The 15,653-nt window shown below is 60.9% G+C and carries 13 protein-coding genes; 4 read left to right on the top strand and 9 right to left on the bottom strand.

What is annotated here, in order from left to right:
* The 9 genes from ASE36_RS20345 to ASE36_RS20305 form a co-directional block, all read right to left on the bottom strand.
* Complete coding sequence (locus ASE36_RS20345; protein WP_062611369.1) at positions 1-1,032, bottom strand: hypothetical protein; 1,032 nt, start codon at positions 1,030-1,032, stop codon at positions 1-3.
* Complete coding sequence (locus ASE36_RS20340) at positions 1,025-2,011, bottom strand: ABC transporter permease (RefSeq protein ID WP_062284242.1); 987 nt, start codon at positions 2,009-2,011, stop codon at positions 1,025-1,027. The genes ASE36_RS20345 and ASE36_RS20340 overlap by 8 nt, the downstream gene beginning before the upstream one ends.
* 14 nt (positions 2,012-2,025) lie before the next feature.
* On the bottom strand, positions 2,026-3,528 hold the full coding sequence (locus ASE36_RS20335; protein WP_062284240.1) for a sugar ABC transporter ATP-binding protein: 1,503 nt from the start codon (positions 3,526-3,528) through the stop codon (positions 2,026-2,028).
* 100 nt (positions 3,529-3,628) lie between these two features.
* The gene (locus ASE36_RS20330; protein ID WP_062284238.1) at positions 3,629-4,576 is read right to left on the bottom strand and encodes a substrate-binding domain-containing protein; all 948 of its coding nucleotides are present in this window, start codon (positions 4,574-4,576) and stop codon (positions 3,629-3,631) included.
* A gap of 59 nt (positions 4,577-4,635) precedes the next feature.
* The gene (locus ASE36_RS20325; protein WP_062284235.1) at positions 4,636-5,697 is read right to left on the bottom strand and encodes a carbohydrate kinase family protein; all 1,062 of its coding nucleotides are present in this window, start codon (positions 5,695-5,697) and stop codon (positions 4,636-4,638) included.
* The gene (locus tag ASE36_RS20320; protein WP_062284233.1) at positions 5,697-6,368 is read right to left on the bottom strand and encodes a D-lyxose/D-mannose family sugar isomerase; all 672 of its coding nucleotides are present in this window, start codon (positions 6,366-6,368) and stop codon (positions 5,697-5,699) included. Before ASE36_RS20320 ends, ASE36_RS20325 begins: the two co-directional genes overlap by 1 nt.
* A gap of 9 nt (positions 6,369-6,377) precedes the next feature.
* Positions 6,378-7,517: a Gfo/Idh/MocA family protein gene (locus ASE36_RS20315; protein ID WP_062284231.1), complete on the bottom strand. Its 1,140-nt coding sequence runs from the start codon at positions 7,515-7,517 to the stop codon at positions 6,378-6,380.
* A gap of 26 nt (positions 7,518-7,543) precedes the next feature.
* A complete protein-coding gene (locus ASE36_RS20310; RefSeq protein ID WP_062284228.1) occupies positions 7,544-8,368 on the bottom strand; it encodes a class I fructose-bisphosphate aldolase in 825 nt (274 codons plus the stop codon).
* A 157-nt stretch (positions 8,369-8,525) separates the two neighbouring features.
* On the bottom strand, positions 8,526-9,167 hold the full coding sequence (locus tag ASE36_RS20305) for a TetR/AcrR family transcriptional regulator (RefSeq protein WP_062284226.1): 642 nt from the start codon (positions 9,165-9,167) through the stop codon (positions 8,526-8,528).
* A gap of 104 nt (positions 9,168-9,271) precedes the next feature.
* Between ASE36_RS20305 and ASE36_RS20300 the strand changes: the two genes are divergently transcribed.
* The 4 genes from ASE36_RS20300 to ASE36_RS20285 all read left to right on the top strand — a co-directional run bounded on the left by ASE36_RS20300 (position 9,272) and on the right by ASE36_RS20285 (position 15,464).
* Positions 9,272-10,387, top strand: coding sequence for an efflux RND transporter periplasmic adaptor subunit (locus tag ASE36_RS20300; protein WP_162244231.1), 1,116 nt, complete (start codon positions 9,272-9,274; stop codon positions 10,385-10,387).
* Entirely contained in the window at positions 10,384-11,460 is a 1,077-nt protein-coding gene (locus ASE36_RS20295) for an efflux RND transporter periplasmic adaptor subunit (protein ID WP_062284222.1), read from the top strand. Before ASE36_RS20300 ends, ASE36_RS20295 begins: the two co-directional genes overlap by 4 nt.
* On the top strand, positions 11,460-14,549 hold the full coding sequence (locus ASE36_RS20290) for an efflux RND transporter permease subunit (RefSeq protein ID WP_062284299.1): 3,090 nt from the start codon (positions 11,460-11,462) through the stop codon (positions 14,547-14,549). The genes ASE36_RS20295 and ASE36_RS20290 overlap by 1 nt, the downstream gene beginning before the upstream one ends.
* Before the next feature lie 255 nt (positions 14,550-14,804).
* Entirely contained in the window at positions 14,805-15,464 is a 660-nt protein-coding gene (locus ASE36_RS20285) for a peroxiredoxin (RefSeq protein WP_062284220.1), read from the top strand.
* Positions 15,465-15,653: the final 189 nt, after the last annotated feature.

The raw sequence follows: 15,653 nt of genomic DNA, 5'->3' as shown, positions 1-15,653 counted from the left end.
TCAGACGGCTTCGACACCGATCCGGTAATGGGTTGTGAGGGGAGATCCTGCCTTAAACGGGTAGCAGGTCTCTACTCCTGCCTGCTGCAGCGGATTGGGATTGGCCGATATGCGTGCGCCGAGATCGAAGGCTGCCCGTACAGGTTCAATGCCGAGCGCCAAGTGGCGGCCGTTCCAGGGGCGGTGGGTTCGGCCGCGATTTGATATCCACAGCATGAGGCTTGGGAAGATCAGCGGGTCCCACTGAAGCGTCACCCGATACCGTTCCGCGTGGTTGGTCAGAACTGCCCGGCCGCAAATATCCGTCAACAGCAACAGGGTCTCGGAGGGCTCTGCGAGGGGGAGGCGGGTGAGTGACAGCGGTCGATCCTGCCTGCTCCATAGTCCATCGAGGCCTTCGAAGTGGCGGTTTGGCTGGACCAGAGATCTGGGCGCTTCTTCGTCCAGAGGATGTGACCACACCGTACCGTGTGGACCAACATCGAGAATGGCGCCGCCTTCCTGCTCTGGCAGTCGAAAGACCGGATGGAGGCCGATCGGCAGGCGGGTGTCCCGGCGCGGCGTGATGGTGAGGCTGCAGGCAATCACCGGTCGTCCGGCCACGCCCTCGACATGTCTCTCCAGCGTTTCGATCGGGTGATCGTCTGGGTAGCGGATCGTTGCCGATAGGCGATTTTCGGCGGGCGTATCCAGGTCCCAGTGGTGGTTCGCGCCGTAACCGTGAGGATGACGATCGTGCAATAGAGCGCCGTCGACAGCGCGGGTGGTCTTGGTGGGCCAAGGGGCCGGCAAAGACTTCGCTGGCGGAGAGCCGAAGGGGACGCAGGGCCAGTCCCCACGCAGTCGGCGCAAGATGCCGGGTTGGTCGGACATGTCCTCATCGTGCCATGGCGCGACATGGAAGGGGCAGACGGAGCGTCCGTCATCGAGCTTGAACTGGACAGGCGCGAGCATGCCGCCGAGGCTCTGCAGCGTTGCTTCGCCGCGATCCCAGCGCATCGATTTGCGCTCTATATGTTCTTCCTCAGCCATGGGATGCCGCCGGTCGATCGATGATCAGGTTGATAAAGACGGCGCCGAGGATCAGGATGCCGCGCACGACCTGCTGGGCATAGGGATTGAAGCCCCAGAGCGTCATGGCGTTGAGCAGGACGCCGAGGAAGAGAACGCCGACAAAGGCGCCCCAGATCGAGCCCTTACCGCCGAAGAGGCTGACACCGCCGATGATGACGGCGGAGATCACTTCCAGCTCCATGCCCTTGGCGATGGTCGGATTGCCGGAGTTCAGAAGCGAGGAATAGACGATGCCGCCGACGACCGCAAAGAGGCTGGTGATGACCAAGCACCAGGTCCGGGTGCGGTTGACATGCAGACCCGAGAGGCGCGCGGCTTCCGCATTGCCGCCGATCGCGTAAACCGATCGACCGAAGCTCGTGTAGTTGGCGAGCACATGGGTGACGATAAAGGCGAGGAGCAGCAGATAGACCGGGAAGGGGATGTGGAAGATGCGGCCGCTGCCGATGAAATAATACCAAGAGGGGAAGGATTCGATCGGCGTGCCGTCGGTGATCAGGTTGGCGAGACCGGCAAGCGTCGCCATCATTGCGAGTGACGAAATGAAGGTCGGCACCATGAAGCGATTGCGCAGCCAGCCATTGAAGATGCCGATCGAGGCGCCGAAGGCGAGCGTCAGTATACCAGCCGCGACCACATGCCAGATATCAGGCTCGAAGGCGCCGCCGGAGATCAGGCTGACCAGCCATGCCAGCACGCAGGCCGAGGCTGCGACCATCGAGCCGACCGAGAGGTCGATCTCGCCGACGATGATCAGCAGCGTCATGCCGAAGGCGATCATGCCGGGCACCGCGATGGTGCGCAGGATGTTCAATTGGTTGTCGATGCTCATGAAACCACGCGCGGTGAAGGCGACGAGGATGTAGAGGGCGATCAGGATGATCAGCATCGAGTTGCGTCGTGCGAAGGTCGCGAAAGTGGTGCCCGAGCGGGTCATCGGTCTCTCCGAAATCAGGGGGTTATCTGCCGCGCCATGCAGGCGGCATAGAGTGTCTTGGGGTCGAGGCCGTCATTGACGAATTCCTCGGTGATGTGGCCGTCGCGCAGGATCAGGATCCGGTCGCAGCATTCGACGAGGTCTTCCAGTTCGGTGGAAACGACGATGCTCGACAGGCCTTCGAGGGCCTTTGACCAGATGATCTGGTAAATCTGCTGCTTGGCCTGGACATCGACGCCGCGGCCGGGTTCGTCGAAGAGCAGGACGCGCGGGGCGTTGTTGAGCCAGTTTCCGACCACGACCTTCTGCTGGTTGCCGCCGGAGAGGCTGGAGACGGGCAGCATTGGACTGCCGATCTTAATCGACAGGTCCTTTATCTGGCGCTCGACAGCGGGGCGTTCCCGTTGCTGCGTGACGAAGCCGCGATGGCTGAAACGCTGCATGGCGGCGAGGCAGAGATTGGCGTGGATCGAGAGGATCTGGACCAGCCCACTCTCCTTGCGGTCCTCGGAGGTGTAGCCGATCCCGAGGCGCTTCATGGTCGGGATCGAGACAGTCTCCACCCTCTTGCCATCCACTCGGATTTCACCACCGGCGATTGGCCCGGCACCATAAATGGCGCGCAGCAATTCTGTACGGCCGGAGCCAAGCATGCCGGCAATGCCCAAGACTTCACCCCGATGCAGATCGAAGCTCACGCTTTGGACCATCGGCTCTATCTTGAGGTCGCGGACGCTGAGGATAGGTTCTCCGGCGGCGATCGGACGAGGGGGGCGTGACACCGGGGTGATGTCGCCGAACATCATTTCGAGAATGACGGCAGGGGTCGCGTCTGCCATGGGGCACGAGCCGGTGAAGTGACCGTCGCGCAGGGCCGTCACGGTATCGGCGATTTCGCTCAGTTCGGCGAGCCGATGGGAAATGTAGATGATCGTCACACCCCGGTCGCGCAGGCGCCGGACGAGGCCGAACAGTTGCTGTACCTCTGCCTGGGCGAGCGCCGAGGTCGGCTCGTCCAGCTGCAGGACGCTCGGATTGAGGGACATCGCCTTGACGATTTCGACGAGTTGCTGGCGGCCGATCGAGAGGCACGACACCGGTTGGGCCGGATCGATGTCGCCGGCTCCCATTTCGTGGAGCAGCGTCTTGGCCTGGCGCAAGAGCCCCGGCCAGTCGATGAATGGCGTGTTCGCGTGCCGGGGCAGGCGGCCGAGATAGATGTTCTCGGCGACCGACAGATGCGGGACGAGACTAAGCTCCTGATAGACCGTGACGATGCCGGCCTTCAGTGCATCCGAGGGGTGGGCGAAGCTGCAGGGGCGCCCGTCGACAAGGATCTCGCCAGTAGTGGGTTGGACGGCACCGGCGAGCATCTTGATGAAGGTGCTCTTGCCCGAGCCGTTCTTGCCGAGCAGCGCATGGACTTGGCCTTTCGCGAAGGAATGGCTGAAGTCGTTCAGTGCCTTGACGGCCCCGTAGTGTTTCGTCAGGTGCCGCAGTTCAAGCGCGTTTGCCATCGTTGCTCCGTGCATTCCAGCGTGCAATCGGGGGAGTGGGGTGCAAAGCACGGTCGTGCTCTGCACCCGTTCCAGCGGGATGGAGGTCTCTCCGCCGGCCTTACTTCAGCGACTCTGCGAAGGCCTTGACCGCATCAGGCTCTGTGCGCGACAGGAGCAGCGTCGGGACGGAAGTCTGTTCTTCCACCTTTTCGCCCTTCAGGATTGCGAGCGCAGCGTTCACACCGCTGGCACCCATGTCGAACGGCGACTGGGCAGTTACGGCCTGCAGCACGTTGTCGGAGGAGAGCAGGCCCTTGGCCAGCTGCTCCGAACCGTCGATGCCGAAGACGTAGACGGAGCCAGCCTTGCCGGCATTGCGTACGGCCTGCATGGCACCGATGGTGCCGCCTTCATTGGCCGCATAGATGACGTTGACATCGGCATTGGCCGTCAGGATGTCGGTTGCGACCGAGACGGCTTTTTCCGGCAGCCATGCATCTTGTTCGGTCACGACGTCGATGCTGTTGCCTTCAGCGGCCGCTTCCTTGAAGCCCTCGGTGCGCTCGCCGCTCTGTTCCGGCAGGAGAGACTTGAAGCCGAGGATCGCAACCTTGGCCTTGCCGCCCAGGGTTTCCTTGATGAAGCTCGCGGCCGCCTTACCGGTGGTTGCGCCGAGATCCTTGTTCGATGTCGAGAAGGTTGCCTGTGCGATGCCCGTTTCCGTCAGGCCGCCATTGACGGCGACGACAACGATACCGGCATCACGGGCGCGCTTCAGGGCCGCTGCCGAGTTCTTGGCGGAGACGGGGGCGATGACGATCGCGTTGACCTTGCGGGCGATATAGGTGTCGATCGCCTGGCTTTCCTTGGCCTGGTCGCCGTCGATGTTGATTTCCAGCACTTCGGCGCCGGCCTTCTCACCGGCATCGCGCATGCCGGCCTGCTGCGACTTCATGAACTGGTCGCCCTGAAAGACGATGCTGGCGATGACCGGCTTGTCTTCGGCTGTGGCGATGCCTGTGCTGGCCGCGAGACCGAGCGTTGCTGCGATAATGATCTTCTTCATGGTCTTTCCTCCCTAAGGTTTCGATGGGTGATCACGGCCTCCTCGCCGGGATCGGGCTGCTATCCGGCTGCCGGAACGCTGTCGCCGATTTCGGCGAGCAGGACCGACATGTCGGGTATGCCGTCGGTGGCAGTCGCGCCGCCGAGACAATGGACCGCTGCGCGATGGGCGACAGCGGAAATGGTGTCGATCGACCAGCCCTCGTGCAGGCCGTAGAGCACGGCGGCGCAGAAGGCATCTCCGGCGCCGACGGGGCTGACGATCGCTTTGGGATCAACGGGAAAGGCCGGTGTTCTGACCGGCGCGTTGCCAGGGGTAAACCAGATGGAAAGCTCGGGCGCATGGATGACAACGCCCTTGGCGACGCCGCCGTCCAGCAGTTTCTGTCCTGCCGTTTCCACCTCGGACATCAGCAGTGATCCTGCCTCGTCGCGAACCGTGATGCCGGTTGCGCGGCCTGCCTCGGTCTCGTTGACAATGACATAGTCGCAATGCGGCAAGGCGACGGCCACCTGTTCGGCGAAGGCGGGGTCTTCGCTGGAGACGAAGTCGACGCAGGTCATGAGTCCCGCCTCCCGAGCAGCCTTCAGTAAGCGGGCCGCGCCGGATGAACCGTGCTCGTCCTTCCGGTCAAGCGCCGGCAGGAGCATTAAGTAACCCAGGTAAAAGATCCTGTGACCGCTTGCTGCATAGGTCGTGGGATCGATAGCGCCGTCGGTCAACAGATCGTTGGAGCCGCCATGATAGAAGAAGGTGCGGCTCTGGCCCGGTACGTTCATCACATGGGTATGGGCCGTGGCATGACCGGGCAGGGTGCGAAGGCCAGTGATGTCGATACCGAGGGCTGCATGGCGATCACGCACATAGTCGCCGTCCCGATCATCGCCCAGGGCGCCAGCGACCGAAAGGTGACCCGGGAAGCCGAGAGAGGCAAGGTCCGTGACCACATTGGCTGCACCGCCCCCGACGCCCATGTCCTGATGCAGGATGTGGGCAAGGCTTCCTTGCTCCGGCCAATAGGACAGGGTGTGAATGCGATCGACGATGAAGTTGCCGACACAAACGATGCCGCCGCGCTGTTCTCTGTTATGTCCGTTGCGAACCTCCTCCCCGGCTCTCATCAGACGCTCCCCTCGTTCCAGAGGGGCCGCAGGGGCGGTTCGTCCTCCTCGATATCGGCGAAGCGACCGATCGGCTCCAGGAAGTAATTGTCGGTCCGGTCGTCGTTGACCTGGCTGACTTCGCCGACCAGGACGGGACCGGTTCCCTTGACACCATAGAAGCGGTGGTAGAGACCGGTCGGGATGGTGACGCTCTGGCCCGGGTGGAGGATCAGCGGTTCCCAGGTGGCGAGTTGGTGTTCGATCCCGTCCACGAGGACGGTGACGTCGGAGGCGGTTGTCTTATCCGCCGCGTCGGCTGCGCAGAACTCGATGACAAGATCGCCACCGGCGCGGTTGATGATGTCTTCCTGCTTGGCCTTGTGCAGATGGGCTGGCGTCAGCTGGCCCTCCTGAATGAAGAGCAGTTTCTCCGCATAGCAGCGTTCGCCGTCCATACCGAGGATGCCGTTGCGCAGGCAGAAAAGGACGAGACCCTGCTCCGTAAAGCGGCCGGAGCCGAAGTCGGTCACGTCCCAGCCCAGCTGGCGGCTGCGCAGATAGTGTGCCGCCTTGGGATTGGCCGCGACGTCTGCAGATGTCCACTGGCCCCAGGCCGGCAGCGACCAACGCCAGGTCTCAAGCATTCCGATGGCGAAGCGTAGGGCCTCATTGATTTCAGAGCGTTTCATCGCCTCGCCTCAATCGTAATCGACGGTGACGACGCGGTTTTCGAGACCGGACTGCAGGGCTGCCGTCAGCACCGCATGGTGGGCCGAAGCCTCAGCGGGGCTGGCGCAAGGGAAGCCGTTTGCCGTGCCGCCGGCCAGTTCGTCGACGAAGGCCGCCCACATCTGTTGGATCGCATCGGCGAAACCGAATTCGAAGATCTTGCCGGTGATGGCGGGGAAGACAGAGCCGTAGCCGAGATCCTCGGTGTTCCACGACTGTGTGCTGCCGTTGTAGTCCATCCACTGCCACTGACGCGGTTGCTTGGTCGAGAAGAAGGCACTCTTCTTCATGCCGAGGATGCGGATGTACCAGGTGTTGGATTCGCCCGGGGCAATGCGCCAGGTCTTCAAGACGAGCGGGAAATCCTGGTCGGCGGTGCGTACGCGGCTGCTGATCGTTGCATTGTCCCAGGTGGTGCAGGGCACGGTGTTGCCCTTCCCATCCGGGCGCTCTGTCACTCGCTTCACGAGGTTTGCGTGCAGGGTTTCCGGCCGCCAGCCGAGGCGGAGCGGCACGTGCAAGACATGCATGCCGAGATCGCCCATGCAGCCATACGCGCCGTTGATGTGCTCCATGCGCTTCCAGTTAATCGGCTTATTCGGATCAATGTCGGAAGAATGCAGGAAGCCGGCCTCGACTTCGAGGATCTCGCCCATCTCGCCGCTTGCCGCGAGTGCGATCACCTTCTGGGCGCCGGGGAAGTAAGGCATTTCCGACGAGCAGCGGACGATAAGCTCCGGATGTTCAGCGAACACTGCCATGATCGCCCGGTTCTGCTCGCGGTCCATACCAAAGGGCTTTTCGCCCAGCAGGTGTTTTCCGGCCTTCAGAATGTCCGTGTAGAACTCTGCGTGCAGGACATGGGGAACTGCGCAGTAGATTGCGTCGACATCGGGATTGGCCAGCAGTTCGCGGTAATCGGTGGTTGCTTGGCGGACCGAGGGGACATGGGTTTGAAACCATGCCATCAGGTCCGGATTGGTGTCGCAGACCGCGACGATCTCCGGCCGGGCCTTGGCGTCCGTCAGATGCATCCAGCGCGCGGCGGCGCTGGCGAATTCGCGTCCCATCAGGCCACAGCCGATGACGCCGAAACGAAATGTCTTCATGTCTTTCCTCCTCCCGTCACGCTGCCTTAGCTAAGGTGGCGCGACGCCTCCTCGGCGGTTGCGCCGTCATGGACGATCGCCATCAAGGCACGGGTCATGCCGCCCGGATTGGCGTGCTGGATGACGTTGCGGCCATAGACGATGCCGCGTGCCCCCTGCTCCATCAGCACTTTGGTGCGCGAGAGGATTTCCTGGTCGGAGACCCTGCCACCGCCGCGAACGAGGACTGGCAGCCCCTGAGCGATCTCGATCACGCGGTGGTATTCCGTCACGTCGTCGCAGGGATCGGCCTTGATGATGTCGGCACCCAGTTCGGCAGCCTGGCGGACCAGCGGTAGGATCTTGTCGATCGCGCCGTCCACCATATAGGCACCCTTGGAATTGTCCTGCATGACCAGCGGCTCGACCATCAGTGGCATGCCGTAGATCTCGCATTCACGCTTCAGGCTGTTCACGTTGCGCACGCAGGCGCGGTAGACTTCCGGCTGGTTCGGCAGCATCAGCAGGTTGACGACCACGCAAGCCGCATCGAGCGCGATTGCCTGTTCAACCGGGCGGTCGATGACTTCCGAGAAGAGGGCGCTTGGCAGCGGATTGCCGTAGATATTGGCAATATCGGTGCGCAGCACGAGGGCTGGACGGGTCTTGCCAGGGATCGATTGCAGCATGGGGGCAGTGCCCGGTGGCAGCTGGATTGCGTCGGGGGCCGCCGCTGCAATGATGTCGATCGCCGTGCGCATGTTCTCGATGCCGGCGAGGAAAGTGCGCTCGTTGAACATCCCGTGGTCGATGGCCACGTCGAAGCAGTTTCCAGACGTGCCGAAAAGGCGGTTGAACCGCGCCAGTTTCATCGATTTTCCTCCCAATGTGGTAACGTTTCCACACAGGCTAGTGGAGCATTTCATTGCAGTCAACTCCCCATGTGGAAACGTTACCACAAGCTGACGCCATAGTTGTCGCCTGGTCGCGATATCAGTCGCGCTCCGCAGCAATGGCGCATGGGGCTGGTCAGTTCTGTTTCAGAATTCGGCAGAGCAGCTTGGCGAGATGCGCGCGCAGCTTTTCCTGATCGTCGCCAATTTCCGTAAACCGGGTCGCAAAGTCGCCAGTCGAGGATATCAGGCCGGTGGACGCAATTGCCATGGTGAGTGACAATCCGGGATCGGGTTGGCTGTCTGCATCTCTGATCAGCCCCATTTTCCGCAGCGACGACATGATTAGATCATGTGTTGGCTTCATAAGAGTCCCACTAATCAGTTCTTTACGCTCTATGCTTATATTAGCGACAACCTCTGAAAGCAGAACCTTTGAAAATGCGGGCCGCTGAAAGATGTTGGCGACCAGCCTGGTACAGATGAACTGAAGCCGCTGGTCCATCGGCAGCGTTTCTGCATGACGCAAGAAGTCTTCGATTTGCTGGAGCGATTCTTCGGCGACAGAGGTTACGACGGCTTTCCAAAGTCCGAACTTTGAGCCGTACCGGTAAGATATCAATGCGACGTCGACTCCGGCCTTGGTGGCTATCAGCCGAAGCGGCGTTTTGTCGAAGCCATGCTCGGCAAAGCTTGCCAATGCCGCTTCCAGAATACTCTCGGTACCGTGTTCGTCGCCCTTTCTAGGGCGTCCTCTCTGTCGCTCCGTTGGTGTCATTTGTAAAATTTCCTCCGAATTGACTTTAGTCCAATTGTTCGACATATATTCAATGGATGATGAATAAAAGACCACCCGTCTGCCACCTCACTTCGGAAACCCCTATGCTCAACCCATCCAAAGGCCTGCGCCACACCGGCAGATTATGGAAAGTGTCGTTGCTGGCGACCCTGTCCATGCTCACGCTCTCCTCTTGTGAGGATCAGTCGAAAAAAGCCGAAGCCGAGGTTCCCCTTGTGACAGTCGAAGTCGCCAAGGTGGACCATGATGTCATACGTGCCGCTGGAACCGGAGAAATCAAGGCTCGGGTCCAGAGCGACCTGTCCTTCAAGGTCAGCGGTCGGGTGATCGAGCGTCACGTCAGCGTTGGAGACCGGGTAAAGGCGGGGCAGGTGCTCGCCACTCTGGATCCGACAGAGCAGCTGGCAGACATCGAATCCGCCAAGGCGGGCGTTGCGGCTCAGGAAGCCACCTTGCGCAAATCCAGTTCCGTGTTGAACCGGCGGAAGACACTCATTCAGACGGGCGCGCTGTCGCAGCAGGAAGTCGACAGCGCCCAGCAAGAATTCCTTTCGGCGCAGAAGGATCTGGATGCCGCCAAGGCTGCTCTTGAGACTTCGCAGGAAGCTCTGGAGCAGACAGAGCTGAAGGCCGATGCTGACGGCACCATCACCGCGCGTGACGTGGAAGTCGGGCAGGTGGTCCAGGCTTCCAGCACCGTGTTCACGCTTGCTCATGACGGCGCTCGCGATGCGGTGTTCAATGTGCAGGAAAACGCCTTGAGCACCGGCGCCAATCCGATTTCCCTGACGGTCAGCCTGCTGTCGCGGCCGGAGATTTCGGTGCCGGCGAAGGTTCGCGAAATCAGTCCTACTCTCGATCGCTCGCTTGGAACGGTGCGCGTCAAGCTCTCGATCGAGAACCCGCCGCCGGAGATGACGCTCGGTGCGGCCATTGTTGCCGATGTGGTGATGGCGCAGCAGGATCGCATCTCAATCCCGTGGCAGTCGATGTTCTCGAAAGAGGGCAAATCTGCCGTGTGGGTCGTCGACAAGGATGCCCTTACGACGACACTCAAGCCGGTCCAGGTCGAGCGCTATGATGCTGACCGGGTCGTCCTCGCATCCGGTCTCGAACCCGGTGAACTCGTTGTTGTCGACGGCGTCCAGTTTCTGAGAGAGCAACAGAAAGTCGCCATTTCGAAAGGAGCGGCTCAATGAGAGCTCCCATCATTCTCCCGCTCATGCTGATTGCTACGGTTCTCTCCTCGTGTTCAGAGGAGGCGCCAGAGGCCGCCGAGCCCGTTCGTCCGGTTCTTTTTGTCGTGGCCGAACCACGCGCGGCTGTCATCGCCGGCTTCACCGGAACCGTAGAGGCCAAGTTTAGCGCGGATCTCGGCTTCCAGGTTCTCGGCCGCATCACCGCGCGTCACGTCAATGTCGGTGATCTCGTGAAGAAGGGCCAGGTTCTGGCAAACCTGGATTCCACGGCCTTGCAGCTGAGCGTGAAGCAAGCGGATGCGGACCTCGCCTCTGCCGTCGCCAAACTCGACCTCGCACGGGTCAACGAACAGAGGCAGAAGACGCTGGTCGCGTCGAATGCCAGCACGCGCGAGCAGTTGGACGAGGCCGTTCAGTCCCGCGAAGCGGCAGAAGCGACCGTCGTGCAGCTGCAGGCGAGCCTCGACAAGGTGCGCGAACAACTGAGCTATGCCACGCTCACCGCCGATACGGATGGTGTGGTTTCTGCAGTCTCGGCCGAAGTCGGACAGGTAGTCTCGGCCGGAACGACCGTGGTGACGGTCGCACGGCTGGAGGCGCGCGATGCAGTCGTCGATATTCCGGACCGTTACGACGCGCTGACGACGATCGGTACTCCGTTCGAGATCACGCTACAGGCGAATCCGGCACAGAAGGTACGCGGGACGGTGCGCGAGACTGCGCCACAGGCCGATGCTGCCACCCGCAGCCGTCGGACGAAGATTGCGCTCGACGCACCACCCGACAGCTATCGTTTGGGAAGCACCGTCTCCGCATCGCCGGTTGCCGGCACGGATGATCATCTGTGGTTGCCGCAGAGCGCTGTCGGTGGTTCTGCGGAAACACCGTTCGTCTGGGTTATCGACGCGGACAAGCACATCGTCTCCAAGCGGACTGTCGAGGTGAAGCCATCTTCCGGCGGCGGCTTCGACGTCATCAGCGGTATTAGCCGAGGAGACCGCATTGTTTCGGCCGGCGTCAATTCGCTCACCGACAACCAGCCCATCCGCATTTCGAACGAGAACTCGCTATGATCAAGTCATTCAATCTTTCGGAATGGGCGCTGCAGCACAAGTCGCTCGTCTGGTACTTCATGATCCTGTCGATGGTGGCGGGCGTCTTGTCCTACATCAATCTGGGTCGCGAAGAAGATCCCGACTTCAGCATCAAGACGATGCTGATCCAGGCCTCCTGGCCGGGTGCGTCGGTCGACGAAATGACCAGTCAGGTGACTGACCGGATCGAGAAGAAGCTGCAGGAACTGGAATCGCTCGACTATACCAAGAGCATCAACACTCCGGGCCAGACGACGATCTATGTCAATCTGCGGGAAAACACCAAGGCTGCGGATGTGAAGCCGACCTGGGTGAAGGTCCGCAACATGATCAACGACATCTCGGCAGATCTGCCGTCGGGTGTTCAAGGTCCGGCCTACATCGACAGTTTCGGTGACGTCTATGGCAACATTTATGCCTTCACTGCGGATGGGCTGACGCAGCGCCAGCTGCGCGATTATCTCGAAGCGGCCCGCCAGCAGATCCTCGCCGTGCCGAATGTCGGCAAGGTCGATCTGATCGGGGCACAGGATGAGGTTGTTTATCTCGACCTGTCGACGAAGCAGATGGCAGCTCTCGGGATCACGCAGCAGCAGATCCTCGAAACTCTCCAGAATCAGAACGCGGTTGTCGCCTCGGGTACGCTGAGGACCGGCGCCGAAACCATCAATCTGCGTGTCTCAGGTCAATTCGCGTCCGACGATGCGTTGCGTAACATAAATTTGCGCGTGAACGACCGATTTTTCCGCCTCAGTGACGTAGCGACGATCACACGCGGCTACTCCGATCCGCAGCAGCCCTTGTTCCGTGTGAACGGCCAGCCAGCGATCGGGCTTGCGATCGGGATGAAGCCAGGTGCCAACCTTCTGCATTTCGGTGAAGCTCTGACAGAGAAGATGGACAAGGTCATTGCTGATCTGCCCGTTGGTATCGGCGTGCATCATGTGGCCGATCAGGCCGTCGTGGTCGATGAGGCCGTTGGCGGGTTCACCAAGGCACTGTTCGAAGCCATCGTGATCGTGTTGGTTGTCAGCTTCATCAGCCTTGGCATGCGCGCGGGCCTGGTGGTTGCTGTCTCCATTCCGCTCGTTCTCGCCATCACCTTCGTCTTCATGGAATATCTGGGCATTTCGCTGCAGCGCATTTCGCTCGGCGCGCTGATTATCGCGCTTGGCCTGCTCGTGGACGACGCCATGATCGCGATCGAAATGATGGTGTCCAAGCTTGAGGAGGGTGAGCCTCTTACCAAGGCGGCAACGGCAGTCTGGACCTCCACGGCGTTTCCGATGTTGACCGGCACCCTGGTGACGGTTGCAAGCTTCATTCCCGTCGGGCTCAATGACAGCGCGGCCGGTGAATTCACCTTCACTCTCTTTGTCGTCATTGGCGTCTCCTTGATCGTGTCCTGGATCGTCGCTGTCCTTTTCGCGCCATTGCTCGGCGTATTGATCCTGCCGAAGACCATGAAGAAGCATGGCGACCACAAGGGGATCGTCACGCGGGTCTTCGGTGGTCTGTTGCAGACATGCATGACCTGGCCGAAGCTGACGATCCTTGCGACCATGGCGATGTTTGCGGCCTCGATCTATGGCATGGGCTTCGTGCAGCAGCAGTTCTTTCCGTCATCCGACAGGCCCGAGTTGATCGTCGACTGGACTGCCCGGCAGAACTACACGCTGGCGCAGACCAAGGCAGAGATGGACGCGTTCGAACAGGCGCATCTCGTGGGTAACGAAGACATCGAGCACTGGACGTCCTATGTGGGCCAGGGTGCCAAGCGCTTCGTGCTCTCCTTCGACGTCCAGCCGAACTCCAACAATTTCGGCGAAATGGTCATCGTTGCCAAGGACGTGGAAGCGCGCGACCGGCTAATCGACGCGTTGTCGAAAGCAGCTGTCGTCGAATATCCGGGCACCGACGTCTTCGTGAAAAAAATGGAACTTGGACCGCCGGTCGGCCGTCCCATCCAGTATCGCGTTTCGGGGCCTGATCCGCAGAAGGTTCGTACCCTGGCATCGGAGCTCAGCACCGTTATTGGCAGGGATTCTCGTCTCGGCCGGATCGTCTCTGACTGGAATGAGCCTGCGCGCGTCGTGAAGGTCGATCTGCTGCAGGACAAGGCCCGTCAGTTGGGTGTCAGCTCCTCCGACATAGCCTCGGCACTCAACAACCTCACGGGTGGTTCGACAATCACTCAGATCCGCGACAGCATCTATCTCGTCGATGTCGTCGGACGGGCGCCGAAGGCGGAGCGGGAGTCGATCGAGACGCTGCGCAATCTGCAGCTGCCCGGTAGCAACGGCGAGGCCGTGCCGCTCGCTGCGATCGCCAACTTCCACTACGAGCTCGAACAGCCGATCATCTGGCGTCGCGACCGTATGGCGACGATCACTTTGAAAGCAGCAATCGTGGATGCGACCCAGCCGGCGACTATTGACCAGCAGCTGAAGACCGCGATTGCAGCCTTCAGTGAAAAGCTGCCGGACGGCTATACGGTAGAAGCAGGTGGCTCGGTCGAAAGTAGCGCCAAGAGCCAGGCGCCGATCGTTGCCGTCGTGCCGCTCATGCTCCTGACGATGACGACCATCCTGATGTTCCAGCTGCAGAGCTTCCAGCGCCTGTTCATGGTCATCATCGTGGCGCCGCTCGGGCTGATCGGTGTGGTCGCCGCGCTCCTGCCCAGCGGTGCACCGCTCGGCTTCGTCGCCATCCTCGGGGTTCTCGCGCTTATCGGGATCCTGATCCGTAACTCGGTCATTCTGGTGGTGCAGATCGATACCCTGCGGAAAGCCGGCAAGCATGCCTGGGAGGCTGTCCAAGAAGCCACCGAACACCGGATGCGGCCGATCATGCTGACGGCTGCGGCCGCCAGTCTGGCGCTCATTCCGATCTCGCGCGAGATCTTCTGGGGGCCGATGGCCTATGCCATGATGGGCGGCATCATCGTCGGGACGGTGCTGACGCTGCTCTTCCTGCCCGCGCTCTATGTGGTGTGGTTCCGGGTCAAACGTCCCTCGGCCGAGGACCGCACGGATGCCCAAGCAGACGTAGTGACGGCCGAGATCTGAGCGATCCTCTCTCAACGGGGGGGCAGCACTCCCCTTCACTCTATTTGAATGGCGGCCTTGGCATGGGCCGCCATTTGCGTTTCGCGGTGCTCCCTATCCGGTTGCCCTTGGCCAATCGACCCAAATGGAAAAATCAACTCGCAGACACCCCTTTGCTGCAAAGATCCATCGGTTCAGGGGGAGGAATTGACATGCACGCGCTTCCTTGGTTGCCGATTTTGGGTTTGACTGTTGCCAACCTCAGGAGGATTTTCCATGACCTTGCGTATCAACCAGACTGCCCCTGACTTCACTGCGGAGACGACCCAGGGCACCATCACGTTTCACGACTGGATCGGCGACAGCTGGGCTGTTCTGTTCTCGCACCCAAAGAATTTCACGCCTGTCTGCACCACGGAACTGGGTGCCATGGCCGGTCTCGCAGACGAATTTGCCAAGCGCAATGTCAAGGTCATCGGCATCTCTGTCGATCCTGTCGAGAGCCACTCCAAATGGAAGCAGGACATCATGGTCGCAACCGGTTTCGAGGTTGACTACCCGTTGATCGGCGACAAGGAGCTGAAGGTGGCGAAGCTCTACGACATGCTGCCGGAAGATGCAGGCGACAGCTCGGAAGGTCGCACCCCGGCCGACAACGCAACGGTGCGGTCGGTCTACGTGATCGGGCCGGACAAGAAGATCAAGCTGATCCTGACCTATCCCATGACCACGGGTCGTAACTTCGACGAGATCCTGCGCACGATCGATTCGATCCAGCTGACAGCCAAACACCAGGTGGCAACGCCGGCAAACTGGAAGCAGGGGGATGATGTCATCATCACGGCGGCTGTGTCGAACGAAGATGCGCTGACGCGCTTCGGGTCCTTCGATACGGTTCTGCCTTACCTGCGCAAGACCAAGCAACCGGCTGCCTGAAGATCCCTCCCAAGCAGAAACGTCGCCCGTCTCCATCACTCATGTCGGTGGAGGCGGGCGTGGCATGCCGGTTTGAGCATCGGCCATTATTCGATCCTCGCGACAACCGAGGCGGTCCTCCCCGACAGACCTGCGTCTCTTCCATCGCTCCGTGGCGCATCAATGCTGCGGGGCGTGATCGCCTTGGGC

The sequence above is a fragment of the Rhizobium sp. Root274 genome, from assembly GCF_001429245.1.
Classification (GTDB): Bacteria; Pseudomonadota; Alphaproteobacteria; order Rhizobiales; family Rhizobiaceae; genus Allorhizobium.
The sequence above is the reverse complement of the archived record's forward strand: the minus strand, read 5'-3'. Positions and strand labels throughout refer to the sequence as shown.